Genomic DNA, 26241 nt, shown 5'->3' with positions numbered 1-26241 from the left:
ATTGTATTTATTCTTAAGCAATATATAATTTATGGACTATAAAATAACGGTCCGCTGTCTCCCTTACCTACAAATGTAAGATCGAAGACCAACCAACGAACCAGATAAAACAAAGTAAATCGGTTTTACATGTAATGGTTTTTAAAATCGTAGGGCATCTTAACCCCCGTGCTCTAAAAACTATATAGAAACAACATCTTAAAAACCTGTAAACTCGACTAATATTAAGCCACTGGTATTTTAATATACCCTAGAATTTATGCCTACATACCCAAGGTCTAAGTTAGTTACCAGAATTAATTGGAGGCCAAAACACCTTAAATTAAAACCGTTCTCAAGATTAAACTCTAGGTCAAAAACCTATCTTTGAAAAATAAAAAAGTTACAATTTCCATTTAATTTAGTCGATGAAGGAACTTAAGCACCTCAACAAATACTTTAAAAAATACTGGCTTAAACTGTTAATAGGGATTGTAATCACCATTTTTGCCCGGCTTTTCCAATTGGTTATGCCCTCCTATGTGAACAAAATCATCACGGTGGTGGAACAGTATTTGAGTTCAGCGATAGCAAAGGAAGCTGCAAAGGAACAATTAAGCCTTTTCATACTAATTATTGTAGGAGCGGCATTACTTTCTGGTTTCTTAACTTTTCTTATGCGACAGACAATCATTTATGTCTCTCGTTATATAGAGTATGATCTTAAAAATGAGATTTTTGACCATTACCAAATCCTGAGCCTTAATTTCTATAAAAAAAATAGGACCGGGGATTTAATGAACCGTATCAGCGAAGACGTTAACCAAGTGCGCTTATATGCCGGACCTGCAATAATGTATGGAATTCAGACATTGACCCTGTTTGCCTGCCTTATTCCCTTAATGTTCATTAAGGCACCTACTTTGGCCGCTTACACCTTATTACCACTACCGATCCTATCTGTCCTTATCTACAAAATCAGTAAGATCATACATAAAAGGAGTACGGTCGTACAAGAATATCTTTCTTCTTTGTCCACATTTACACAAGAAGTATTCTCCGGTGTTTCCGTAATTAAGGCATACGCGCTAGAACCGCAGACCAACACCGAACTTGGCCAATTAGCCATAGAAGGAAAGGATAAAAGCATGAGTTTGGCAAAAGTAAATGCATGGTTTTTTCCGTTGATGGTGTTGCTTATCGGCATCAGTAACATCTTGGTAATCTACATTGGAGGTATGCAATACATAAATGGGGAAATTGGCGTTGGGCTAATAGCCGAATTTATTCTTTATGTAAATATGCTCACATGGCCGGTAGCCATTGTAGGCTGGTTAACTTCCATTGTTCAGCGTGCGGAGGCAAGTCAAAAAAGAATAAATGAATTTTTGAACGAGAAGCCCGAACTAGAGAACAGGGAATCCCGTTCGCTCCAAATCAAAGGCAAGATAACGTTCAAGAACGTTAATTTCACCTATGAGGACACCAATATACATGCAATAAAAGATTTATCCTTTACCATTAACCCCGGAGAAACGGTGGCCATCATAGGCAAAACCGGCTCCGGAAAATCTACGATATTAGATCTGGTAGCACGTTTGTACGATGTAAGCTCAGGAGAAATTACCATAGACGACGAACCCATTAAAAACATAAATCTAACAGACCTTAGAAAGTCTATTGGTGCGGTTCCCCAAGATGCGTTTCTATTTTCAGACACCATAAAGAACAATATCAAATTCGGAAAATTCGATGCAACCGATGCGGAAATCATTGCCATAGCCAAACAAGCGGTAGTCCATGATAATATTATGGGCTTTTCAAAACAATATGAAACCGTATTGGGAGAACGGGGCATTACGCTAAGCGGAGGACAAAAACAACGGATATCGATTGCGAGGGCATTGCTAAAAAGCCCAGAGATATATCTATTTGACGACTGCCTGTCCGCGGTAGACACGGAAACTGAAGAAGAAATACTGTCCAACCTTAAAAAAGCATCTACCCATAAGACAACGTTAATAGTTAGCCATAGAGTTTCCTCTGCCATAAACGCGGATAAAATTCTTGTACTGGAAAATGGTGAGCTATTGCAACAAGGTACCCACGAAGACCTAAATTCTATAGAAGGCTACTATAAGGCGCTTTACCAGAACCAACTTTCAAAGAAAGAAAACTAGTAAATTGTTGTCAGATAGCTTTTTTTTTTCCATTTTTGATAGTAAACAACACGTGATAACCATAAAGAAATGAGCGATAAAGATTTAATGGACCAAGAGGAAATTCACTCCAAGGTTTTAAGAGCCGGAAGAAGAACGTACTTTTTTGATGTACGAAGCACAAAGGCAGGTGATTACTATTTAACGATTACCGAAAGCAAAAAATTCACACATGACGATGGGTCTTTTCACTACAAAAAACATAAAATCTACCTTTATAAAGAGGATTTTGATGCCTTTAAGGAAAACGTAGCCGAGATGATGGACTTTATCGTTAACGAAAAAGGTACCGAGGTAATTTCCGAAAGACACCAAAAAGATTTTAAAAAGGAAGAGGACGAAATAACTGCAGATACCAAGGATACACCCCGAGGAAATTTTACCGATGTCAGCTTTGATGACATTTAACATTATTTCACTGAAATAAACCTATAACGACCCCAATTATTAAGGGTCGTTTTTTATTTTTATAGCCTAGCTAAATACATCAGACACATGAAAAATCTATTACTATCCGTTTTACTCGCTGTTTCCTTTACTTCCTTAGCGCAGGAAAAATTGGACCTCAATTATTACCTTCCACAAAACATTTCCTATGATGCATCCATTCCAACACCCAAGGACATTATTGGGCACGAAGTTGGAGAATGGCACGTAACCCATGACAAACTTATGTTCTACATGCAGGCCTTGGCCAAGGCAAGTAACCGCATCAGTATTGAAAATCGTGGCGAGACCTTTGAGGGTAGACCTATTTTATTATTAACGGTTACCACTCCTCAAAACCATCAAAACATAGAACAAATTAGAAAAGACCACGTAGCACTGACCGAAAGTGGCACAGATGCAAACACCTCATCTATGCCCATAATAGTCTACCAAGGCTTCTCCATACACGGCAATGAGCCCAGTGGCTCTAATGCAGCCCTGGCCTACGCCTATTATTTGGCCGCGGCACAAGGCCCTGAAATAGAAGCAATGCTAGACAAAATGGTCATTTTACTGGACCCTTCCTTTAATCCGGACGGACTGCAACGCTTTGCTTACTGGGCAAATACCAATAAAAGTATAACCCTAGTGGCCGATAACAACGAACGGGAATACCATGAAGTATGGCCCGGCGGCAGAACCAACCATTACTGGTTTGATATGAACCGTGATTGGCTACCCGTACAACTACCCGAAAGCAGGGCGCGTATCGAAAGTTTTCATAAATGGATGCCCAATATCTTAACCGACCATCATGAAATGGGTACGAACTCTACCTTTTTCTTTCAACCGGGAGAACCTATGAGAACACACCCGTTAACACCGGACATGAACCAAGAACTTACCCGTGAAATAGGAACATACCATGCCAAGGCCTTGGACAAAATTGGGTCCTTATATTATTCCGAAGAAGGCTATGACGACTACTACTATGGCAAAGGATCTACTTTTCCGGATGTGAACGGAAGCATAGGCATCCTATTTGAGCAAGGAAGCTCCAGAGGGCATATACAAGAAAGTGAAAACGGCCTATTGACTTTTCCGTTTACAGTTCGCAACCAGTTCACCACCGCACTTTCTACCATAGAAGCGGCAAAGAATATGCGGGAAAAAATCCTGAACTACCAGCAAAAGTATTACCAAGACATTAAGGCCGAAGCATCTAGGAGCAAAGTAAAAGGCATTGTTTTCGGCGACAGTAAGGACGGGGCCAAGGCGTGGCACCTGGCAGAGATTCTGCAACGACATAAAATCAAATTCCATGAATTGGCAAACGATGCTACCATAAACGGTAAATCGTATGCTAAAGGAAAAAGCTATGTAATTCCCATGAACCAGAAAAACCCTAGATTGATTAAGGGCATGTTCGAAAAGCGCACTACGTTCAAGGACAGCATTTTCTACGATGTTTCCGCTTGGACCTTCCCCTTAGCTTTTAATGTGGATTACACAGAAGTGAGCTCTTTAAACAACGCAGGGCCGGAAATCACCAGCTTGCCTCCCATGATCGGTTCCGTGAGCGCCAAGAGTAGCTATGCCTACCTTTTTGAATGGAACGAGTACTACACACCAAAAGCATTAAATACAATCACCCAAAAGGGAATTCGTGCCAAGGTGGCCACGTCGCCGTTTACCCTTGAGGGAAAAACCTATGGTTACGGAACCATTATGGTGCCTGTACAAAACCAAGATTTGAACGCTAACGAACTACATGAGTTTATGCAACAAGTAGCTACCGAAAGCAACTTGAGCATAACCTCTGTGGGCACGGGACTTACCAAAGGCATAGATTTAGGAAGTAACGACTTTGAACCTGTTAAAAAGCAGAAAGTGGCAATTATAGTAGGAAACGGCATTCGGTCCTATGATGCAGGGGAAATCTGGCATTTGTTCGATACGCGATACAACATAGAGTTAACAAAAATAGACCTTAGCTATCTGCGCTCCGTAGACCTTAGCAAGTACACGGACATTATTCTTCCAAGTGCTTACGGGAACGCCATCGATAAAGGTAATACGGATAAGATAAAGGAGTGGGTAAAAAGCGGGGGCACCTTGATAGGCTACCGGAACATAGCGGAATGGTTTAATAAAAATGAATTCATGAAGCTCGAATTTAAAAAAGACACCTTGGTAGGCAAGAATATCAATTTTGAGCAGAAAAGCGATTTTAGAGGTGCGCAAGTAACAGGAGGTGCTATTTTTGAAGCAGGGCTAGATCTCACCCACCCAATTAACTATGGTTACAAGAACACCAATATATCCCTTTTCCGTAATACCAATGTATACATAAAGCCAGATAAGAATAGTTATAACAACCCTATCGTGTATACCAACGACCCTCTATTGAGCGGTTATATTTCCGAAGAGAACTTAGAGATGCTTAAAAATTCCGTTCCTTTTCAAGTTCAAGGATTAGGAAAAGGAAAGGTAATAGCATTTACCGATAATACCAACTTCCGTGCTTTTTGGTACGGTACCAACAAGTTACTAATGAACGCTATCTTTTTTGGCGAGCTGATGTAGTCTACATAATAAATCAAGGTAGTTAACCAACTGGTTCTCGCCCGTAGAGCTACGGAATTTTACTGCCTATTGGTTGTACTATGATACAACCAATAGGCAGTCTTTAGTTCCAAATTAAAAGAAATGTTATTCAAAGACCCGCTTTATAACGTTGCGTAAGACATCTAGAAGCAAGTCCGCCATCTATTAAAAGCGAAGTTCACGTGCTTAAACAAACTTAGGCACAAATAAACCTCCATAAACAAGTAAAAGGGCAAACCCGTGCTGGGTAATCTTGGGTTTTCCAAAAGCGCCAAAACACCACAAGATCAAACCGTTACTGCCTCGGCTTCTTCATAAGCTATTTTTGTATTATGCTCAACCTCAGAATCGGATTCTGCGGATACAGGGATCCACTGCAAGCCTTTTCCGTACTTCTCTATCTTATTGTTGTTCATAGGATCCACAACCATCAAATAGATCCATTGATTATCTAAAAGCATGCGTAAATTCCCATTACGCTCCAATATGTCTACCAGCCGGGCCTTAGGTGCTTGTATCATCACGGATAATCTCAAAGGCTTATGGTACATTTCCGTATCCGAGGCACGTAAGGATTGTAAGGGAAGACCCATTTTAAGGTCGCCGCCATTACCTTGAACAACGCCGAACCTACCCGTAATATTATGGGTTATTTTAGAACCTCCTCCAAAGGTTTCATTAGCTACCATAGAGAAATAGTAATGGTTGTTGATCCATTGGGTAACCACCATAGGCCCTTGCATGATACCTTCTAAAGCAGCTCCAGTTTTATCCAATTTCCAATTGTAGGAATGTAAAAAACAGCGACCGTCCAAGTTTTCTGTCTTGGTAAGCGATCTAGGACCAACTATAAAACCTGCATTTTTCGCCAAGCCCCATTCCGGTCTTGTTTCGCTCCATTGGTTGGCCTTACCTTGCGCCACGGTTACACTATTTTTATCAACACCCAAGCGATCTTGTGTGGCAGTTTGTTGCGCCAATACCAAGTTTGATTTCAGAACTGCCAATTTTTCCTTGTGCGAAGTGGGAACTTCGGCATCGAAAATAACGATTTCGTCTGTAGTGGTATTATGTTCAGCTCCTATGAAGACAGTACTATCCGTGAGCCGTATACCATGTATTTCTGCCAATGCGGTTCTTACCTCCTTTTCATTGGCCAAACTCGCCAGCATACGGGCATTATGCCTTCCCGGACTGGCGGCACAGGCTCCGCAATCCAAACTTGATGCAAAGGCATTGTTGGCCGAATGACTGCCATGCCCTACGAAAAGAACCAAAGGAGCAAAGTGCTGCCAACCGGTAAGGTCAAAAGCAGATTTTACAATGCCCACTTTTTCATCTAAAGGAATATTGAGTTGTATAGCCTTGTCATCATTTGCACTCTGTATTTCCGGAGTACATAGGTTTTCATAAGCAGGTAAAGTTTTCTTTTTATATCGATAAAACCTGCCCGGGGCAAAGGTTCGGATTAATAGATAACAACCATAAAAGAATCCCGAACCCTCTACAAAGCCAAAAGCGGACGGTAACATATTCTTCATACGCTTAAAGAAATAGGCACCGAATTTTGATTTCTCGTTTTTCTTTTGGAACGTAATCAGTTCTTCTTCCTTATTAGGCCCTGCCTTTTCGGATACGAGATAAGCGGATGTAACGATGGGTGGGCAGGATTTTCGACTAAGTCCGTCCTGTAAATTGCTGTAATCCATGGCAATACCAAAGAAACCGGCATATCCAAAGGTTTCATAGTTGCCTTTGCTCTCCACGTGCCTTCGTATAAGTTCCGACCTGGTATCGATACAAAATGCCATTTGTGCATCCGGAATATTTTTTGACTCTTCCAAATCGGTTTCATCGGCTGTTTGTACTTCTAAGGAATTGACCAACTGCTGCTGCCACGTACTTTCCCAAGCTTTTAACCAAATATATGGGACTTCTGTCAAGGCCGCAGGAATAGTACCCACATGATCCTTGGGCAGTAGTTCCAAGTTCAAATGTTTAGCTATCCAAAGACGGACGGCCAAATAATCCTCCAATGTTATAGGATATGTTTGGTGCCAAAGCGAGTTGGATTCCACTCTATAATTTATATAACCCGTCCAACCTGGCAAGGCGGCCAAATGGTACGTAAAAATAGCAACATAATTATTTTCCGGCGTACCTTTCAATACCTCTTGTAAGGCCTCAGAACTGTTTTTTGGTATATCGTTTATATCATTTATTTTAAGCTCTTGGTCAAATTTGGCCAATTTACGCCAAGCTGCATAGAATCCGGCTTCCTTTCCGGGCATTTCCCATTCCGCAAGCCCTTCGTCCATAAAGGCAGAAAGCCACTTTGCCATAATATCATCTATCTTATGACTTTTGTTCTTTTCACTAGTTTCTTTCCGAGCTTCCATTTGTTCAAGGTAAAAATCCGGAGATTTATCATATCCCTTTTCCAACAACAGTTTCTCTACTTCCAGCTTGTTTATTTCCCCTTGTTCCCAAGCCTGTCTAAACAAGGACGCTTCGGGAAACATAGTGGTGTTTAAAATCGCTCCGGCATTATCAACTGCCGTTTTAAAGTCCGTTCCCTCATACCCAGATAAAGGATTGGAGGTAACAAATGAGTACAAAGGCCATGTCTTACCAATTACATTGGAAGCTTGGGTTATGCTTTTTAAAATATTCTGTGGCATCATTAGGATTTAGATTTATAAAATAAAATCGATTTTTTATACGGCTGTGAGATATTCATAAGTTTAACGTAGATCCAAGGAACGTTTCGATAAATTCCCAACTTCATCACAAAAAACCCGACAAGGAAAACCGCCCCAAAAATTACTTGAACCATAGTAAGCGGAAGTGAAACCTCAACCATGGGCATATCTGCCATTAACAGGGTTACACCATTATATATTAACGCGTAGACACCAACACCCGCGATGAACAAAATAGGTGGTAAAAATATTTTCTGTACTATGGATAAACTTTTTTCCTTTACAATGTTATAGGTTACCTGACCCACTGTTATGGCCACTATAAGCGTTAAAAAGATACTACTATCAATGGCAGTTCCTTTGCCCGTAAGCATTGTGAACAATAGCGCTCCCAATGCACCAAAGAACAAAACCGCCAAAGCCTGAAAAGGTTTTATAGTTATATGTGGTACTTTTTGGGGTTTACCATGTGCAATTTCCTCTCCCGAAGCCAAGAAGAGATAGGCCTTGTAAAAGCCATGGAGAATCAAATGCGCTACGGCGGCATTAAAAAAGCCTAGACCGCACTGCATGATCATAAAACCCATTTGGGCAATGGTGGAACAGGCTAACTTTTGTTTTACGTTTACCTGCAACAGTTTCGTAAACTGGGCTATGACAGCGGTTAGGCCACCAATTACAAACAACAGATCCAAAGTATTCGTCGCAAAGAGAAGTGTGGAGAACAGGGTCAACAAAATACCCGCGCCGTTCACAAAACCGGCATGCATAAGCGCCGAAGCCGGTGTAGGTGCGGTCATAGCGGAAAGCAACCAACGATGAAAAGGATATATGGCCGACTGTACGATAGCAGCTATAATGATGCAGGCAACTGCAGTAGATGTGATATAGACAGGAAGCCCGTCCAGTGAAGCAACTATCCCGCTCACCGTAAACTTACCGCTCTGAAAGGCTAAAAGTAAAACTCCCGTACCAAAAAAAATGGTGCCCGTTAAAAAGTACTTTTGGCTGAATTTAGATGCCTCCCGTGCCTCGCCCCATTGGGTATCCACACCAATCAGCCTAGACATAAAGACGCCCATTATCAACCAACTGAACAACAAGGGAGCTACATGATCGGACACTACAAAAAGCATAACCGACCCGGTAAAACCAAGACAAAGCATCATAAATTTTGAATGGTACCTAAACCCTTTAAGATAGTTGCCGGCATAGGTACTTACCAAAGCTCCGAAAAAGGTAACCGTAGTCCAGATTAAAACGGTAAATCCGTTTAGCCGAAAAATATTTTCATACTTCCATTCCGGAACATTGGGAAAAAAATAGATTAAACAAATGACATTGGCCACAAAAAGTGACCATAGCACCACAGTAGTTATTTTTGATACTGTAGCAGGTAAAATACTCTCCGGTTTTTCGGGTACGTACATGTTTTTGGTACCTTGTAAGGAATTTTCCACGTAATTATTTGATTTAATTGATTTGATTAACTAATAGTAATGATATTGTAGACAAATGACGTTTTTGGGTCGTAAGGCAGCGCTTGATCAAGGTCAAAAGATATGATTTCAAGCTGTTGATCTTGGTACAAGATTAATTTCAATGTTGCTATCAATTTTGAGCTCCATACCTTTCTTATGGGCAAGGACAACTAACTCTTCTACACGCTTTTTAGCCTGGCGCAAACGGGTGATTCGTACCGCCGAACCATTATCAGAATCATTATCGGCCTCTCGTAGGTTAAGCGATTTTACGGTATGAAATTTAATTTTGTCGTTGAGTAAGGAAAGAAGAACATCCGCTGCCTCGGCTGGACTAAAACGCCCTTCTATGAATGTGATATTTTCGTTCATTTATAAAATACCCTTTAGGTGTGATGCTTTTAAGATTTTCTGATACGCCGTAAAAATTTATAGTGCACTATCCGCATTTCTGTACTTCCTCTTAACGCATACTTCTAATTTGATGCGAAGATCGGACATTGAATCTATTAATTATTATCTATATTAATTATCTTTTGTATTAATAAAATTTATGAATTGTCTAAACACCCAATAAACTTTAAAGATTAGACACTCTCCCTTAGCTATCAAAAGTTGAAAAAAAATAGCACTATTATAAAGCAACACGTACATTGTTATGCTGCCAATTAAGGAAAAATGACCTGTATTGGAAGAAGAAAGGAGTATTTGACCATACTTTTAAGGAAGCAAGACTTTGGTAGATTATCAAGTCTAAACCACTTATGCCAAAGTGGGAAATCAAATATCGGGTCATGGGCTAAAAGGTTCTATACCAAGCCTAGAAATTTATAGGTAACGCTAAAACGCTTAGCGACCCTTTTTTTTCGCGACCTTGGCAACCTTCAATTTGATAAAAATTTAACATAGCCTACATTAAACATCCATAGAAAAAAGACTGTTCCAAGTGCCCACCAAAGATTCGCAGTGAACAAAAATAGTACGAACAAAAGACTAAAATAAAGCATAAAACCTACAAAGGACCAGGCAAACCTAAACGTTCCGATAAATTCCGTCTCGGGAACCCTAGGTCGTATCAGCAGCTTCCAAAATAAAATTACAGGAAAGTTTAAAAACAGGAACACACTCTTAAAAATATTGTTTTCATTAGTGTGGGCCCTAGTTTTTTCGACCTTAGGGGCAGTTAAAGGGAATCCTTCCCTTATTAAACGATTAGTTTTTTCTGGATCTAAAAAACTCACCTTTTGCGTTTCAAGGTAACTTGCAATTTCATTGTATTGTACTTCGGGTGAAATATGCGTGGTGAGCGTTTTTAAGCGAAATGCGACCGCTTCCTTAATATTGACCACGGAATTTGGCAGGTCTTCTTTATCGTATAGATCTTGGATCGCAATAGGTTTACCATAATAGACCGCGGCAGAACTGGGGAAATTCTCCGCGCACGTATAGTTCAAACCAACCGGAACGACCTGAATATCTAGCTCAGGAGACTGCTCCAAAGCACGAAATAGCACTCGCGTAAAGCCCTTGCTCAAAGGTCTAACCCTTCTTTTTAAATTGTGATTTCCTTCAGGAAACATAACTATGGCTTCCCCCTTGCTTAATACACGGGCACAACTATCGAAAACAGCATCGTTCTTGGACAGGGTATTCCTACCATCGCGCATGCGATAAATGGGAATCATTCTTACGTATTCGAAAAGTACATTTAATACACGTCCTCCAAAAATATCGGATCGAGCTAGAAAATAAGGTTTTCTGTTGCAATTAACGGCGACCAACAGTACATCGATCAAGGCGTTCTGATGGTTGGGCAAAAAAAGTACAGGTTTATTTTTAGGTATATTCTCAAGGCCATAAACGAGAATTCTGCTATGGTAGCAATAGAGGCCGATGTGAATGATATTTTTAAGCGCCCGGTACAACATTTACTTAAACCAGTTTTTGGGTTTTTACCGTTTTAGCATTCCATAAGCTAGCCAAGACCAGGCCTGAAACAATATGCCATATTCCCCAAAATGCGGCTAAAAGTGCCATTCCCCCAAGACCGTCGAAAAAAGTAAATATGAGCAGTAAACCCAGTCCGGAATTTTGGATTCCGGTCTCTATGGTTATAGACTTGGTGTCGGGCGTATGAAGTCCAAAAGCCTTGGCAAGTGAAAAGCCCGTAAAAAATGCCAAAATATTATGAACAAGTACAATCCAAAACACATAAAATATGTAGTCAAAAAACACCTCTCGATTGTTGTATAGCGCCAAAAACACCAAGGCAATAAAAAACAGTAAGGAAACTACCTTTAGAATTTTGGCCATTTTAAAAGCAAGCCTCGGTTTCCAGTAGTTTACGAACATCCCCAAAACCAACGGAAGCCCCAAAAGCAAACCAACCAATTTCACCATCTGCCATGGAGATATGGCCACTTCTTTTAAAATCACCGATGTTGGCCCATAAAAAGAACCCCAAAGCTGTAAATTTAAAGGTGTCATCACTACTGCCAATAAGGTAGCGATTGCAGTAAGACAAACAGAAAGTGCCGTATTACCGCCAGCCAAATGCGAAATAAAATTAGAGATATTACCACCGGGGCACGCGGCAACCATAAACATACCTAAGGCTATACTTGGATATGGATCTATACTCCAAACAAGCAAAAATGTGAAGGCAGGCAGCACCAAAAACTGACTCAATACCCCAACAAGGACCGGTTTGGGCTTGGACCACAATTGTTTAAAGTCTCCGACCGAAATTTCCAACGCTATCCCGAACATCACAAATGCCAGTACAACATTCATTGTCCACAGCGCTTCTCCATTATAGTTTATGTGTATGTTATCTAAAAGCGTATCGGTCAAAAAAACATATTTTTTTAAGGTGTATTCCTACTCATTTGTTATCCAAAAAACGCATTTATCTTTTCCGGAGCACCCAAGATACTACTTTAGCTGCTAAAATCGGTAATCCAACGCGCTACAAAACTTGGGCACAAACACTTTAGTACCCTCTTTTAAAACTATTGCATATACTATATTTATGCTTTCAAACATTAGGTCTTAGCATAGTACCAAGGAACAAGAAATACTATGTAACTTTATCGAATAACCTTAGAAAGCATGGCGAGAACAGAAAGTAAAATGTTGGCCTTGGGTACCAAGGCACCCAGTTTTAGCTTATGGGATACCGTAAGCGGCACCAAATTAGATTTACAACGTACAACCGGAACAAAAGGAACTGTAATCATGTTCATTTGCAATCATTGTCCGTTTGTAAAACACGTGAACCCTGAAATTTCTAAACTTGCAAAAGACTATCAAGCAAAGGGAATTGGTTTTATAGCCATTTCAAGCAACGACATTGTAAACTATCCGCAAGACAATCCAGAGCTCATGAAAATAACCGCAAGAGAGGCGGGCTATACTTTTCCTTATTTATATGATGATACTCAAGAAGTTGCCAGGGCCTACGACGCAGCTTGCACCCCGGATTTTTATCTTTTTGATGCAGCCTTGAAATTGGTATACCGTGGGCAATTGGACGATTCCAGACCTGAAAACGGCATACCGGTTACCGGAAAGGACCTAAGAGTAGCAATGGATGCACTATTAACCGGTAACCCTATTACTACCGATCAAAAACCAAGTATTGGCTGTAATATCAAATGGAAAACGAAATGAATTTTGACATCATGAAATCGATACCCGATTCAGAAGTTTTAGCTCAAAATTCCTTTGCTGGTCATAGCAAAACATACATGACCTTTGAACCAAGTTAAGGGCTAGGATGAACGACCTTATTTACATGGAACCGCTAAGCCCTAAAATGTTCGACAAATACATACAGGTGGGTACAAAGGCATATAATGAACATTATACCCATTTATGGGCCAATGCCGACACGTCTCCTTATGTACAGGAAAGTTTTACCCATACGGTACTAAAAGAAGAACATAGCGATGCAAACACGCAATTTTTCTTGATAAAAAAGCATGGGATATATGTAGGAATCGTAAAACTGATTATAGACTGTGCTATAGACGGATATTCCAAAAAAGAAGCATTGTATCTAGACAAAATATATATCATCAAGGAAGCCGTAGGCCAGGGGATCGGAACCAAAACACTCGAATTTATACTATTGAGGGCCAAGGAAGCAAATAAAAAATTGGTTTGGCTTGCCACCATGCAAAAAGGACCTGCCCTAAACTTCTATAAACAACACGGTTTTTACGTTCACAGCACTACGGAGGTAAAGTTTGAACACGTGTTGGATGAAGAAAAACCAATGTTCATAATGAAAAAGAAAATCCTATAAAAATTCTTTTACATCCAACCTTCACGTTGTTTTAGGTTTTGAATATGCGCTAGATGATGATTTCCGTGCCAAGCGTACTTGCCAATATTTTCCGCAAGGCTAACCTTACTGTTATCGGCTGGATGTATAAAGCATAACGTTAGCTGATCTTTGGAGAGTTTCTTTAAAACAAACACCAACTTTGTATGCAGTGCTTTAAGGTAGTTTACCGATATAGCTACAGGAGCAGTATGTGCATCAAGAAGATCGGCCCATGCCTTTTCCTTGTATGCCTTTATTACAGGATTATTTTCGGTTAGTGCCCATTTGAAACGTGTATAACTATGATGATGACTATCGGCAAGATGATGCACCAATTGTCTCACCGTCCAACCACCAGGCCTGTATGGCGTTTCTAACTGGTCTTGGGTCATGTTAGCGATCGTAGCTTCTAATCGGTCGGGAAAGGTTTCCAAAGAAAGAATCCACTCCTTAACTTTTGCTTCACTTATGTGTTCGGGACAGTTGAAACGTCCTATGGGGTAACGTAATTTTTCTAAATTTTCCATAGGTTAAATGTAACTAAAGATTCCAAAATTCAAAACACCGACACATCAGTTATTGGTCTCTCAACTTTTAGTTCTAATGATATAGAGTTAAAGCCTTATTTGATAAAGGGCAATTATTGTTCCTTGCTTAACTTGAATTTGGCTATTAAGGGCCGATATCTAATTTTAAAAGTTTTGCCCACGATTTGTATAGATAGTTAAGGAGAGTGGAAGGCACATGAAGGTTCCCAATCTAAATTACAATATTTTAAAACTATTTTAACCTTATAAAAACGATTCGCACCACATTAATCTACTAAATTTGTAGGATAATAATTTGTTAAAAACAAACAACAAAAATGGCAACATTAAGATTAGGCGATACAGCTCCAAATTTCACAGCGGAAAGCTCCATAGGTACGATTAACCTTTATGATTATCTAGGGAATAGCTGGGGTATCTTATTTTCGCACCCAGCAGACTTTACACCCGTATGCACGACCGAACTAGGTACGGCAGCAAAATTCAAAGACGAGTTCGATAAAAGGAACGTGAAAATGATAGCCTTGAGTGTAGACGGTGTAGCGTCCCATGCCGAATGGATCAAGGATATAAACGAAGTAGAGCACACCACGGTAAACTTCCCTATTATTGCAGACGAAGATAAGAAAGTGTCCGATTTATACGATATGATTCACCCAAACGCCGATAACAACTTAACCGTGCGTTCCGTATTCATAATAGCCCCGGACAAAAGTGTAAAACTAACGCTTACCTATCCTGCGTCAACAGGCCGTAATTTTTACGAATTGCTTCGTGTTATAGATTCCTTGCAACTTACTGCCAATCATAAGGTTGCTACTCCCGCAAACTGGGAACGGGGCCAAAAAGTTGTGGTTAGTCCGGCAATTAAAACAGCAGATGCCAAGGAAATTTTCACCAAAGGTATAGAGGAAATAAAGCCGTACTTAAGAATGACCCCTGACCCAACGAATTGATTTGGACCCATTACTATCCAAGACAATTGATTTCTAAACACTTACAGATACTATATTTATGTTAAATTATTATAATTTAAAAAAAATATGGTATCTTTGGTTTTTAATTAATATATAATTTTTTTTATTATGAGTAAAGGAACAGTAAAATTCTTCAATGATTCTAAAGGATATGGTTTCATCACTGAAGATGGTTCGAACGAAGATCACTTTGTACACATTTCTGGCTTAATCGACGAAGTTCGTGAAGGTGATGTTGTAGAATTTGAACTACAACAAGGTAAAAAAGGATTAAACGCCGTTAATGTAAAAGTAATTGACTAGGTAAAGATTTAACTTTTTTATAGTATAAACCCGATTCTGCTAGAATCGGGTTTTTTTATACCCTATTTTTTAAACCGGTAGTTTATAACTTTTTCCTAACCGTTTTGTTTAACCTTACGCAACCTTATTGATATAATTACATCTTAAAATTAAACAAAACTGTAGTTCTCCATATCAAATGGTTTGAACTGTTTGCGTTCAAACGAAAATTAGTGATTTTTTGAACCTTTGAAGACTTTTTTGAGTTGCATGGCATTGCTAGGGAAGTAAAAAAAACAGGGCCGAAACAAAAGCCGACAATTTGGCTTTTGAATGAGGAGCCAGCTGCAGCGCGCGGTGAAAAAAAGCAATTTTTTAGCGAACGTAGAAAGTTTAAACGACTTGTATAGTAAACATCTAATGAACACCTTTCTCCTAATCTTACTCTCCCTGATTATCATAAATTTGATTATGATCTTTGGGGACGTCATAAAAAATAAATAGTATTTTTTTGTGCTCCTGTTGGTAGGGGAATTTGCGCTTTAGTTGTTTAGTAACTATAATCGTTAAAACTTATGAAGGCATTTTTCACTATTATCCTTATACTCCTTCTGGTAAATCTTTTAATTTTTTTGTTTGGTTTACCTAAGGCTAAATAACAAAAAACACCTTGATCTAAGCGACCAAAGTGTTTTTAAGTATTAACTGCGCAGTAATTAGCTTACCCCCATCAACTCCACATCAAAAATAAGCGTTGCATCCGGAGGAATAACCCCACCGGCCCCTGCACTTCCATACGCCAAATCTGATGGAATTACAAAGCGTGCCTTATCACCTACCTTTAAAAGTGCGATACCTTCATCCCATCCTGGAATTACTTTACCTACCCCCAATTGAAAATCTATAGGCTCGCTTCGCTTGTAAGAAGAATCGAAAACCTGTCCGTTAAGCAAGGAACCTTCGTAGTGAACCGAAACTTGTTTTCCTTGTTCTGCTTGGGCTCCCTTTCCTTCTTGTATCATTTTATATCTAAGACCGGAGGGAGTTTCCTCAAAACCGGCCGCAACTTTATCAAGTTCTGCAGCTTGGGCGGCTTTTGCGGCGGCTATACGTTCCGCACCAGATCTAGAAAAAGCATCAAACGCTTCTAATGCGTCCCATGCCTGGGCATCGGAACCAACTCTAATAACTTCTACAGATTCTAGCGTATCGCCCTGAGCTATAGTATCAACAACTTCTTGCCCTGAAGCGACATGACCAAAAACGCTATGCTTATTGTCCAACCATGGGGTAGGAATGTGGGTGATAAAAAACTGGCTTCCATTGGTTCCAGGCCCTGCATTGGCCATGGAAAGAACTCCAGGTGCATCGTGCTTAAGCTCTGGATGAAACTCATCATCGAATTTATATCCGGCATCTCCCGTACCCGTCCCTAAAGGGCATCCTCCTTGAATCATAAAATCCGGGATTACACGGTGAAAGCTTAAACCATTGTAATAAGGTACTCCTTCGGCTTTTGCGGTATTCTGTTTTTTACCTTCGGCCAAGGCCACAAAATTACCCACCGTACCCGGGGTTTTGTCGTAGGTGAGCTTAACCAATATCTCTCCTTTTGTTGTATTGAATTTTGCGTAGATTCCGTCTTCCATTGTCCTATTTTTTAGTAAGGCGCAAAGGTATGGAAAATTGTTAGGATTTTTTGCAGGAAGCAACTACCTCATATAAGTTGGGCCGCAAACCCTACTCACCTGCCGTTTCTATGCCGTAGGTATCGAAAAGATAAACAAGGCTTGCCATAGCGGCAGCTCCTAATTCCAATTCTCGCTTATTCACATGTTCGAACCTATCGTTATCGGAATGATGGTGCTCAAAATACCGCTGTGAATCGGGCCTTAACCCTGCCAGTACTATCGTATCATTTTTTAGGGGACTTATATCGGCACCGCTAAATCCTTGAACTAACATCGTTACTTGGTAGGGCTCCAATAATGGTTTCCAACTTAGTGCACGTTTAAAGTTTGTGTCCGATGCATCAAAAGAAAAACCTCTTGGCGTAAATCCTCCGGCATCACTTTCCAAGGCAAAAATATGATTCTCATCGTTCTTTTTGGCAACTTCGGCATACTTTCTACCACCACGTAAGCCATTCTCCTCATTCATGAACAGCACCACCCTAAGCGTACGTTTAGGCTTATAATCCATCTCTTTAAAAATTCGTAACACCTCCATACTCTGTACACAGCCGGCACCGTCGTCATGGGAACCATCACCTAAATCCCAAGAATCCAAATGTGCGCCTACCACTATAATTTCATCGGGATGGGTGCTTCCCTTGATTTCACCAATGACGTTAAAGCTTTGTACATCATCCATCTGTTTGCAGTTTTGCTTGAAGTAAAAACTGATTTCCGGATTTAACTTTAAGGTTGCACTTAGCAACTCCGCAGCATTCGTACTTATAGCTGCCCCTGGAATTCTTTGATCTAGAGGGGTATCGCCATAATCCATGCCTCCCGTATGCGGAAAATCATCCAGTCTTAGGTTCATGGAACGCACAATAACACCCAAAGCTCCAAACTTAGCGGCTTCCCTGGCTCCCGAACTTCGTTGATCTACCGCACCGGAATAGGCATCGAACGTGTTAATTTGTCGTGGGTCCATCGGCCTATTGAAAAAAACGATCTTCCCAGCTATTTTATCGGCGCCCAAGGCATCAAGCTCCGCTATACTTTGTACCTCAATTAGTTTTGCCTTTATACCCTTTGGAGGTGTGGGCACAGAACCTCCTAAGGCTGTGATGGGTACATTGGTAGTGCTGCCTGGATCAGTTTCAAAATAAGCGAACTCAGGTGTACCCCTAACCCATTTGGGCACCATTACCGGCTGCAACCAGACTTGATCCAAACCAAGCGCATCCAATTCCGCCTTGGTATATTCGACCGCCTGTTGCGCCTGAATAGAGCCTGACAACCTACCACCAATTTGATTGGAAAGATAATTTAGCCAATCATAGGATTTTCCTTGGTCTAGTGCAACGTCGTAAATTTTGCGTAGCTGGACCTCATCATTCGTTTGGGAGAAGATAACCTGGGTAAAAATCAAAAATAAAGCCAGAAGGCCAATTTTACTCTTCGTTCTGTAGTTCCTTTTCATAGGTCTCTAAATTAGCCATTATTTTAGCATCCAAATGCGGCTCCTCTATATCTTTGTATTTTTTTAACCTTTCCAAAAGGATTGTAGCGACAATAACGCGTGCCGCTTTTTTGTTGTCCGCTGGAATAATGTCCCACGGAGCGTGTGCAGTAGATGTGTTATTGATGGCTTCCTCATAACATTCCTGATATCTTTCCCAGAGCTTGCGTTCCTTAAGATCGCTCGGAGAAAACTTCCAATGTTTTTCTTTTAGCGATAGCCTTCTTAGCAAGCGTTGGCGCTGCTCTTCTTTGGAAAGGTGCAAGAAGAACTTAAAGATAATAGTTCCGTTTTCTGCCAAATGCCGTTCAAAATTGTTGATCTGCTCAAAACGCCTGTCCCAAAACCGCTGGTCAATATCGGATACCGAATGGATACCTGGAACCCGTTCGTTCAAAATATACTCCGGATGAACCCTAGTAACGAGTACATTTTCATAATGCGTTCTGTTGAATACACCAAACTTGCCCTTTTCCGGCAGTACTATATAATGTCTCCAGAGGTAATTATGATCTAGTTCTAGCTCGGTTGGCACCTTAAAACTATGCACTTCTACCCCTCTCGCGTTAAAATCCTTGAACACCTCGCGCACAAGACTATCCTTGCCCGCTGTATCCATGCCCTGTAAACAAACCAGTACGCTGTATTTGTTGTGTGCATAAAGAGTATCTTGAAACTCTCCTAGTTTTCTACGTGTCTTTTTTAGGTCTTTTTTAAGCTGTTTGTCCGATAGACCAAAGTCCTGATGCGTGGCCACTTGGGCTATTTTAGTACTACTACCGGCCCGATATTGTTCTGTTTTTATATAATCCATACGGAAATATAAAAGTTTTAATCGATGAAATACACCCAAATGTTAAAAAAAATTGCGGTTCAACACACGATTTTAACTTTTTACCTAATTAAACGCGAACTAGGTGTTTTCCATCGAATAGTATATTTAAAATACACCATACCGAAGTAATTTTATACCTGTAAAAAGTCCCAAATTTTACAAGACCAAATTTTAAATAATGAACAAGACCTATATCTTCATCGGTGCTATGTCACTGGTACTGTTTTCTTCCTTTACCTCCAATATGGAATGCCAATATGCAGGTTCCAATATTGGCTTTGCCAAAACACAAACAGAGACCGCAATAGCTAAGGATGATATAAACCAAGCACGGTTTTATGCCTATAAAGCTCTAAACGCGATAGAAAAATCCAAGAAACAACTAGCTATTTGCGGTTGTGAATATGCCGAAACCGATTTGAAAGAAGGCTTGGAAAACCTTAAAATGGCAACCCAGGCTACCTCCCTAAGCGCCACACGCATATTTTTAGAACGTTCTTTAAAGTTTACCCTAAGCGGAATAGAAGCACTGGAATCGCACGATTTACATGAAAGTAAATATGGAAATGAACTACTCGCCGTTAATACGGTATCAGAAAACAAACCGGAACTTTTGAACAAAAAAGGGATGACTTCCTTGAACAAAAAAATTGATCTTTCCTTGGAGAAATATAAACTCTCCCTTGAAAAAATAGTGGAAACGGTAAGCTGTAAAGAGGCTCGTGCATTTGCCGAAAGAATCTTTGAGAATTGTGAAAAAGAACTTTTAAAGACCGATCTATCCGAAGGTAAGAAATATTACAATCTCAGAACCAAGGAGATTACAGCAGATGCACTACTAAGAATTCCCGATTGCCTTTGACCAAAAACAGTCAATTAAACCGACGATCGCCAGACAAAGCCATCGGGGAATTATTTGGAAAAAACACTACTTACTTGCGAACAACTTTACATCCGCCTCCGAAACCTCTGGTCCACCTAGTATAATAAGTCGCTCCACAACGTTTCGCAACTCCCTGATATTCCCGGTCCAATCATAAGCTTTTAACAGTTTAACAGCCTTATCACTAAAGGATTTAAGAGGAATACCTTGTTCACTGGTTACTTTTTTACAGAAATGTTCGATCAACAGTGGAATATCGTCCCTCCTGTCATTTAGAGAAGGTACCTGAATTAGTATTACGGCAAGCCTATGGTAGAGGTCTTCACGAAAATTTCCTTCTGCAATTTCATGCTTTAAGTCCTTGTTGGTGGCGGCCAAAACCCTTACATCTACTTTTATATCCTTGTCGGTTCCAACTCTAGAAATTTTACTTTCTTGCAAGGCCCTTAGAACTTTTGCCTGGGCGGACAAACTCATATCCCCGATTTCGTCCAAGAAAATGGTTCCTTTGTTCGCGGCTTCGAACTTGCCGGCACGGTCTTTAACAGCCGAGGTAAATGCTCCTTTTACATGACCGAACAACTCGCTTTCTATAAGCTCTGATGGTATAGCGGCACAGTTAACCTCAATAAAAGGTGCTGCACTTCTTTGACTTTTTTGATGAAGCCAGTGTGCAACCAATTCCTTTCCGGTTCCGTTAGCACCGGTAATAAGGACCCGGGCATCGGTAGGGGCTACTTTCTCTATCATATCCTTAATGTTGTGGATCGCTTTGCTATCGCCTATCATTTCATAGGTCTTGCTTACTTTCTTTTTGAGGATTTTGTTCTCCACAACTAGTTCCTTACGATCCAAAGCATTTCTGACCGTAGTTAACAATCTATTTAGATCCGGTGGCTTGGATATGTAGTCAAAAGCACCTAAGCGCATCGTATTTACGGCGGTATCCAAATCGCCATGCCCGGAAATCATAATAAAAGGAATTTCCGGTTTTATTTTTCTAGCAGCCTCCAACACCTCTACCCCATCCATTTTTGGCATTTTTATATCGCATAGCACAAGATCATAATCATTGTTCTTTATGGCCTCCAACCCCTTTAAACCATCCTCGGATTCCTCTACTGCATAGGCATCATTCTCCTCGGACAGTATTTTAACCAACACGCGCCTTATCGCCGCCTCGTCCTCGATCACTAAAATTTTTGACATATTATTTTTATTTATTTACAATCCTATTCTAAATCCTGTCCTTATATAAAAGCTAGGGTCGTCGTTCAGCGTAAAAATATCATTTCTATCGTCATCCCTCAAAACTCCGAGTTGAAAAATTGTATGCCCGAAAAACCCATAAAAAGACATTGCTTTGGTTATATTATAGGAATAGCCAAGGGTTACCACCGCAGCCGACGACGAAATTGACGATGCAAAGGTAGCATCCGGTAAGGCCGTGTTGTTCTGTAGGTTTACAAAATAACCATCTAAAATAAACTCTGTCTGCAACATCTGCTTTTCGTTAAAATGATGTTTAATACCCGTTTTTGGTACCCCAACGATATAAGACCAACTTGGATGGAACCGTTTTTCATAGTAGACAACGGGCAAGGGCACTCGTAAAGCAACGGCAGAATTATAAGCTATACCCAATACCAAACGTGTTGGTTTATCCAAATAGGGCCTATCCCTAAAAGCACCAATAGTTGCATTAATAGAAAAATCACCGTTTTCTAACGGGTTGGTCAACGTAGACGCTAGTCTTGGCGTAAGCACACCAATAAGCCTCCAATCTTTGGTATAACTATGAACATACCCTAAATTGATATCGACTACGTGAAAATAATTTAGGCCTTGCTGATTGATCGTAATATCATCCCTATCCAAGTCGTACGCCAATCGGTTATATTCGCCGCCCAATACAATAAGACTGGAATCTCCAACCTTAATAGGAACATTTGCGACCAACTTCATACGGGCCAAACGAGCCCCTGAATCGTTTCTAGGCAGTATCATATATTCTGCCCGGAACACATCTGGTGTTTGAGCCAACGTTATAAATAAAGGCATCAATAGCAATAGAATGCTCAATCCTCCCCTTTTCCCCATTCCTTTCCTGAGTTTTTAATAGTGCTTTGTTGAAAAGGTGTATGCTGAAAAATATGGACATCTCTTTGTGGGAAGGGTATGGCTATACTATTCTTTCTGAATTCGGCATCAATACGGTATCTTATCTCACTTTTTATTCGTGGGTCGGTAAAACTATCGTTGATAAAGAAATTAAGTGAAAAGAGCAAAGCAGAATCGCCAAAATCATCGAACAGGACAAAAGGTTTTGGGCTTTTTAACACCCCTTTTTGATCTTGCAAAACCTCCTCTAAAATCCTAGTCACCAACTGTATGTCGGTACCATAAGCAACTCCTATCTTCACGGTTTCCCTTGTTGTTTTATGATTCTGTGTGTAGTTATAAACAATATCGCTGATAAACTTATGGTTGGGTATAATTATGATCTTATCGTCCCTGGTGATGGCCCTTGTGGTTCTGAGCTTAATCTCAAAGACCTTTCCCACTTTTCCGTCTACTTCTACAATGTCACCTACACGGAGCGATTTGTCCAGAATAATAAAAATACCTCCTATAATATCTTGAAAAAGTTCCTGAAGTGCAAGACCCAAACCAACGAAAAGTGCTGCCGAGGCGGTAATGAGAATGGTGATATTTATGCCGGCCGCACTCATGGTAACCAAGATTACCACTATGTACACAAGATATTTAATAAACTGAAAAATACTGACAAACTTGAGCTTGTCCTCAGTTTCCATATTACGGGTAAAAAACCTTCGCACCCATTTCATAAAAAAACCGGTTACAATAAAAGCGAAAGTCAATAACAAGATGAGGCCAACAGTAATACTTATAGCTTTTTCACCGGTTCCGTAATGAATACCAAGTTCCAAGAATTCCTTTATGGAACCCCAGATATCATCCTCTATAATTTCCTTTAATTTTTCGGTCTTGTCCTGAACCATACTTAATATTTGAGCCATTTGAACAACTCTTTATAGCTTGGTTTTTTACCATACATGAGTATCCCTACCCTGTATATTTTAGCTGCCAACCAAACAATACCAATAAAGGTAACCATTAAAATTAGGATAGAGGTCACCAACTGCCATACAGGTACGCCACCCTCTCCAATACCACCGGGAAGACGCATCATCATAACAATGGGAGACGTTAACGGAAAAAGTGAAAAGCCTACGGCAATAGGTCCGTGAGGATTACTGAATACAGAGAAAAACCCAACATAAATAGCCAACATTAGAGGCAGGATAATTGGAAAAATAAATTGTTGTGTATCCGTTTCGTTATCTACCGCGGCGCCTATAGCCGCATAAATAGAACTATAGATCAAGTATCCTAGCACGAAATAAACAAGAAAAAACGAAATTAAAAGCCCCCAAGGGATATCAAAAAGCTCTTGGGCATACAGTTGCATGGTAAGATCGGCAGAAGGTATCCCAGGATTTGCACCTTGTCCCATAGCGGGCATGGCTCCCGAACCGGAAACAACAGAAGGATCAATATCAAAAATAGCCATCGCAATGATCAGTAAAACGGTACCCGAAAGTATCCAGATACCAAACTGGGTAATTCCGGCCAAGGAAGTGCCAATTATTTTGCCCAACATTAACTGAAATGGCTTTACGGATGAAATGATCACTTCTATTATACGACTGGTCTTCTCCTCTATAACGCTCCTCATAACAAAGCCACCATAAATAATTATAAACATCATAATCAGGTATCCGAATCCGCCGCCTATCAATGCTTTTATTTCATTAATGCCCTTTAAGTTTTGTTCGCCTTCGAACGTAGCTATGTTCATTTGATAGGAACGGTCCATTTCTGCATACTCCGAAGACGATATACCCAATTCCCTTAGTCTTTCCTGTCTTAATCGCTCCTTAAAAATACGCTCCAAACTTTCCAACACCGTTGTATTTGGCGCCTCTCCACTATAAAAGAAAGCACGTTGGGAAACCAACTCCAGCGTACTCTCGTTTGGCACATAGACCAAGCCATAATATCCCATATTTATGGTAGAATCCTTGGCTTCCTCTAGTGACACATCCCTATAATTTATGTAGGAGGTAGTTTCGTTGGAAAGAAATTCCGTAGCAAAAAAATCGCTTTCGTTCAACACTGCGATAACTCTTTTTTCGCTATCGTTCAACTTTGTAAGATAGGCGATAAGCAAAATCATGGCCACCATTAAAATAGGGCTTAAAAAGGTCATGATGACAAAGGATTTGTTCCTAACCTTGGCCAAATATTCCCTTTTTATGATCAACGGTAACTTATTCATGGGTATATCCTTTGTTTTGAATAGTCTGGATAAAAATGTCGTTGGCCGATGGAATGGACTCCACAAAACTATTTACGTTTGATTTTGAGCCGAGAAAGCCCAACAGGGCAGTAGAATCTTCGCTTGGTAGTTGCACGGAGAAATCCAATTGTTTTTCAGTAGCGCTATAATTGGAAGATAGTACTTGATACCGTGAACTTAACTCTGACAATATGGCTTCTGGAGTATGGGTCGTTACCCCTACCCCGAATATATTATTTTTGAACGCTTTTTTTATTTCGGATAGTTTACCGTCCAAAATCTTTTCTGACCGATGAATGAGTGCTATATATTCGCAGAGCTCTTCTACGGATTCCATCCTATGGGTAGAAAATATGATAGAGGTGCCATTCTCTTTTAGCTTCCAAATTTCCTCTTTAATAATATTTGCATTTATTGGGTCAAAACCGCTAAAAGGTTCGTCGAAAATAAGCAACTTAGGTTCGTGCAGGACGGTAACAATAAATTGTATTTTTTGCGCCATACCCTTAGAAAGCTCCTGAATTTTCTTTCCCCACCAATCTCCAATCTCCAACCGATCGAACCAAAATTTCAGTTTTTTCTTGGCATCGCTCTTGGAGAGCCCCTTTAATTGGGCCAAATACAAGGCTTGCTCCCCTACTTTCATGCTTTTGTACAATCCCCGTTCTTCTGGAAGGTATCCAATTTGAGAAATATGTTCGGCCTTTAGGGGGTCTCCGTCAAAAAATACGGTTCCCTCATCCGGATAAGTTATCTGGTTGATAATTCTGATCAAGGTAGTTTTCCCTGCCCCATTGGGGCCCAAAAGACCATAAATACTATTCTTAGGAATTTCAAGGGAAACACCCTTTAAAGCAGTGTAATCTCCAAACTGTTTGGTAACCTTGTCAACTACCAAAATATTGCTCATGTAATCGATTTGCTCAAAGATATTGAATTGTTTTAAACCATGATTTTTAAGGACACTTTAACTGGGTCTTTTTAACAGTGTTTTATTAATACCAATTTAAATTCTAGATGTCGCATAAAACAAGTTTCTTTTTTACTCATTTGTCGTCATAAAATAGAACCATAGCTAATGCTATGCTTAGATTTCATTCCTAAACTGAGAAAAAAATAATTCAAATTTTCAATACGACATTCAAAACTTAAATTGGTATAAGACCCTCATAAAGAAAGACAGCTTCATTTTTTTTTACAATACGATGTTTATTCTTTACAAAACCGCTATGGATTAAAAATCCATAGGTTTTATTGAAACAACGAAATTGTAAATGGTTATTGTGCTAATTAGGTTATTCAGTTATCTATTTCGAATTACAGCATAAGCCATTGATCAATAACTAAAATGGCTAAAGACACTTAAGTAGCTGCAATAAAATTGCAGGGTTAT

22 protein-coding genes are annotated in these 26241 nt (G+C 40.0%); 8 read left to right on the top strand and 14 right to left on the bottom strand.

Annotation, left to right across the window (positions count from 1 at the left end; translation table 11 throughout):
- The first annotated feature begins 407 nt into the window (after positions 1–407).
- From ACFQZJ_RS05695 to ACFQZJ_RS05685, 3 genes are all read left to right on the top strand, one after another.
- Positions 408–2159: an ABC transporter ATP-binding protein gene (locus ACFQZJ_RS05695; RefSeq protein ID WP_379932931.1), complete on the top strand. Its 1752-nt coding sequence runs from the start codon at positions 408–410 to the stop codon at positions 2157–2159.
- 69 nt (positions 2160–2228) lie between these two features.
- Complete coding sequence (locus tag ACFQZJ_RS05690; protein WP_379932930.1) at positions 2229–2606, top strand: PUR family DNA/RNA-binding protein; 378 nt, start codon at positions 2229–2231, stop codon at positions 2604–2606.
- Positions 2607–2693: 87 nt separating this feature from the next.
- A complete protein-coding gene (locus tag ACFQZJ_RS05685; protein ID WP_379932929.1) occupies positions 2694–5213 on the top strand; it encodes a M14 family metallopeptidase in 2520 nt (839 codons plus the stop codon).
- Between the two features lie 308 nt (positions 5214–5521).
- On the opposite strand, the gene ACFQZJ_RS05680 is transcribed toward ACFQZJ_RS05685, so the two are convergent.
- The 5 genes from ACFQZJ_RS05680 to ACFQZJ_RS05660 form a co-directional block, all read right to left on the bottom strand.
- Positions 5522–7918: a DUF2309 domain-containing protein gene (locus ACFQZJ_RS05680; RefSeq protein ID WP_379932928.1), complete on the bottom strand. Its 2397-nt coding sequence runs from the start codon at positions 7916–7918 to the stop codon at positions 5522–5524.
- Positions 7918–9396, bottom strand: coding sequence for a proton-conducting transporter transmembrane domain-containing protein (locus tag ACFQZJ_RS05675; protein WP_379932927.1), 1479 nt, complete (start codon positions 9394–9396; stop codon positions 7918–7920). The genes ACFQZJ_RS05680 and ACFQZJ_RS05675 overlap by 1 nt, the downstream gene beginning before the upstream one ends.
- A 108-nt stretch (positions 9397–9504) precedes the next feature.
- Positions 9505–9789, bottom strand: coding sequence for a hypothetical protein (locus ACFQZJ_RS05670; RefSeq protein ID WP_379932926.1), 285 nt, complete (start codon positions 9787–9789; stop codon positions 9505–9507).
- Positions 9790–10301: 512 nt separating this feature from the next.
- Complete coding sequence (locus ACFQZJ_RS05665) at positions 10302–11345, bottom strand: lysophospholipid acyltransferase family protein (RefSeq protein ID WP_379932925.1); 1044 nt, start codon at positions 11343–11345, stop codon at positions 10302–10304.
- Positions 11346–11349: 4 nt separating this feature from the next.
- Positions 11350–12270 (bottom strand): bile acid:sodium symporter family protein, encoded by a 921-nt coding sequence (locus ACFQZJ_RS05660; protein ID WP_379932923.1) that lies wholly within the window; start codon positions 12268–12270, stop codon positions 11350–11352.
- Between the two features lie 258 nt (positions 12271–12528).
- On the opposite strand from ACFQZJ_RS05660, the gene ACFQZJ_RS05655 reads away from it, so the two are divergent.
- Both ACFQZJ_RS05655 and ACFQZJ_RS05650 read left to right on the top strand, forming a co-directional pair.
- On the top strand, positions 12529–13089 hold the full coding sequence (locus ACFQZJ_RS05655; RefSeq protein WP_379932922.1) for a thioredoxin family protein: 561 nt from the start codon (positions 12529–12531) through the stop codon (positions 13087–13089).
- Between the two features lie 106 nt (positions 13090–13195).
- The gene (locus tag ACFQZJ_RS05650) at positions 13196–13726 is read left to right on the top strand and encodes a GNAT family N-acetyltransferase (RefSeq protein ID WP_379932921.1); all 531 of its coding nucleotides are present in this window, start codon (positions 13196–13198) and stop codon (positions 13724–13726) included.
- An 8-nt stretch (positions 13727–13734) separates the two neighbouring features.
- Here ACFQZJ_RS05650 and ACFQZJ_RS05645 read toward each other — a convergent pair whose 3' ends face one another.
- On the bottom strand, positions 13735–14274 hold the full coding sequence (locus ACFQZJ_RS05645) for a YfiT family bacillithiol transferase (RefSeq protein WP_379932920.1): 540 nt from the start codon (positions 14272–14274) through the stop codon (positions 13735–13737).
- Positions 14275–14612: 338 nt separating this feature from the next.
- Between ACFQZJ_RS05645 and ACFQZJ_RS05640 the strand changes: the two genes are divergently transcribed.
- Both ACFQZJ_RS05640 and ACFQZJ_RS05635 read left to right on the top strand, forming a co-directional pair.
- Positions 14613–15251, top strand: a complete 639-nt coding sequence (locus tag ACFQZJ_RS05640; protein WP_379932919.1) for a peroxiredoxin — start codon at positions 14613–14615, stop codon at positions 15249–15251.
- Positions 15252–15380: 129 nt separating this feature from the next.
- A complete protein-coding gene (locus tag ACFQZJ_RS05635) occupies positions 15381–15575 on the top strand; it encodes a cold-shock protein (protein ID WP_027064347.1) in 195 nt (64 codons plus the stop codon).
- Positions 15576–16270: 695 nt separating this feature from the next.
- On the opposite strand, the gene ACFQZJ_RS05630 is transcribed toward ACFQZJ_RS05635, so the two are convergent.
- The 3 genes from ACFQZJ_RS05630 to ACFQZJ_RS05620 all read right to left on the bottom strand — a co-directional run bounded on the left by ACFQZJ_RS05630 (position 16271) and on the right by ACFQZJ_RS05620 (position 19560).
- Complete coding sequence (locus ACFQZJ_RS05630) at positions 16271–17203, bottom strand: peptidylprolyl isomerase (RefSeq protein WP_379932918.1); 933 nt, start codon at positions 17201–17203, stop codon at positions 16271–16273.
- A 91-nt stretch (positions 17204–17294) separates the two neighbouring features.
- On the bottom strand, positions 17295–18707 hold the full coding sequence (locus tag ACFQZJ_RS05625) for a M20/M25/M40 family metallo-hydrolase (RefSeq protein ID WP_379932916.1): 1413 nt from the start codon (positions 18705–18707) through the stop codon (positions 17295–17297).
- Entirely contained in the window at positions 18679–19560 is an 882-nt protein-coding gene (locus ACFQZJ_RS05620; protein ID WP_379932914.1) for a PPK2 family polyphosphate kinase, read from the bottom strand. The genes ACFQZJ_RS05625 and ACFQZJ_RS05620 overlap by 29 nt, the downstream gene beginning before the upstream one ends.
- A gap of 199 nt (positions 19561–19759) precedes the next feature.
- Here ACFQZJ_RS05620 and ACFQZJ_RS05615 point away from each other — a divergent pair, with 199 nt between their 5' ends.
- On the top strand, positions 19760–20443 hold the full coding sequence (locus ACFQZJ_RS05615; protein WP_379932912.1) for a hypothetical protein: 684 nt from the start codon (positions 19760–19762) through the stop codon (positions 20441–20443).
- Positions 20444–20509: 66 nt separating this feature from the next.
- Here ACFQZJ_RS05615 and ACFQZJ_RS05610 read toward each other — a convergent pair whose 3' ends face one another.
- Genes ACFQZJ_RS05610 through ACFQZJ_RS05590 form a run of 5 tightly spaced genes read right to left on the bottom strand, consistent with a single transcriptional unit; the run spans position 20510 to position 25758 of the window.
- Entirely contained in the window at positions 20510–21673 is a 1164-nt protein-coding gene (locus ACFQZJ_RS05610; RefSeq protein WP_379932910.1) for a sigma-54-dependent transcriptional regulator, read from the bottom strand.
- A 15-nt stretch (positions 21674–21688) separates the two neighbouring features.
- Entirely contained in the window at positions 21689–22564 is an 876-nt protein-coding gene (locus ACFQZJ_RS05605) for a DUF6268 family outer membrane beta-barrel protein (protein ID WP_379932908.1), read from the bottom strand.
- On the bottom strand, positions 22543–23505 hold the full coding sequence (locus tag ACFQZJ_RS05600; RefSeq protein ID WP_379932907.1) for a mechanosensitive ion channel family protein: 963 nt from the start codon (positions 23503–23505) through the stop codon (positions 22543–22545). The genes ACFQZJ_RS05605 and ACFQZJ_RS05600 overlap by 22 nt, the downstream gene beginning before the upstream one ends.
- The gene (locus tag ACFQZJ_RS05595; protein ID WP_379932905.1) at positions 23490–24827 is read right to left on the bottom strand and encodes an ABC transporter permease; all 1338 of its coding nucleotides are present in this window, start codon (positions 24825–24827) and stop codon (positions 23490–23492) included. The genes ACFQZJ_RS05600 and ACFQZJ_RS05595 overlap by 16 nt, the downstream gene beginning before the upstream one ends.
- Positions 24820–25758 (bottom strand): ABC transporter ATP-binding protein, encoded by a 939-nt coding sequence (locus ACFQZJ_RS05590; RefSeq protein ID WP_379932903.1) that lies wholly within the window; start codon positions 25756–25758, stop codon positions 24820–24822. Before ACFQZJ_RS05590 ends, ACFQZJ_RS05595 begins: the two co-directional genes overlap by 8 nt.
- Between the last annotated feature and the right edge of the window lie 483 nt (positions 25759–26241).

It is taken from the genome of Maribacter chungangensis (assembly GCF_042676845.1).
Lineage (GTDB): Bacteria > Bacteroidota > Bacteroidia > Flavobacteriales > Flavobacteriaceae > Maribacter > Maribacter chungangensis.
Note: the sequence above shows the minus strand (reverse complement) of the source record. Positions and strands in the feature narration are given on the sequence as shown.